This window comes from Colwellia psychrerythraea (genome assembly GCF_000764225.1).
GTDB classification, from domain to species: Bacteria; Pseudomonadota; Gammaproteobacteria; order Enterobacterales; family Alteromonadaceae; genus Colwellia; species Colwellia psychrerythraea_D.
The window spans coordinates 1-537 of record NZ_JQED01000038.1 but is presented as its reverse complement, the minus strand read 5'-3'; the positions used below and the strand labels follow the sequence as shown (position 1 = coordinate 537).

The window sequence follows — 537 nt, the reverse complement described above, 5'->3', positions numbered from 1 at the left end:
AACATTCGATATCACGCCCTTTAGCAGCTAGGTCCTGCGGATAGTAACCATGATCGACTGTCTCGACACCTTGGCTGATAATCGGTCCTTCATCTAAGTCATCGCTGACATAATGTGCGGTGGCGCCGACTAATTTAATACCGCGATCATAGGCTTGATAATACGGTCTAGCGCCCTTAAAACCCGGTAATAATGAGTGGTGAATATTAATGGCTTTACCAGAGAGTTTCTGACACAAGTCACTCGATAACACTTGCATATAACGTGCTAAGACCACCAAGTCAGCGTTTGATTCTTCAATGATCTGCCATACTTTGGCTTCTTGCTCGGGTTTGGTTTCTTTACTAATGGGCAGGTGGTAATAAGGAATACCATGCCATTTCGCCAAGTCTTCTAGGTCAGGATGATTTGAGATGATCGCCGGGATCTCAATAGCCAAATCGCCAGTGCGATAACGGTATAATAAGTCATTCAAACAGTGATCGTGCTTAGACACCATGATCACCACTTTAGATTTATACGGACGGGAGGCCAGTT

General features: G+C 44.7%; 1 protein-coding gene. It reads right to left on the bottom strand.

Annotated elements, in window-relative coordinates; all coding sequences use genetic code 11:
- Positions 1–499 (bottom strand): formyltetrahydrofolate deformylase (locus ND2E_RS07430; RefSeq protein ID WP_263281873.1); only part of this gene is annotated, 499 nt, incomplete at its 3' end.
- Positions 500–537: the final 38 nt, after the last annotated feature.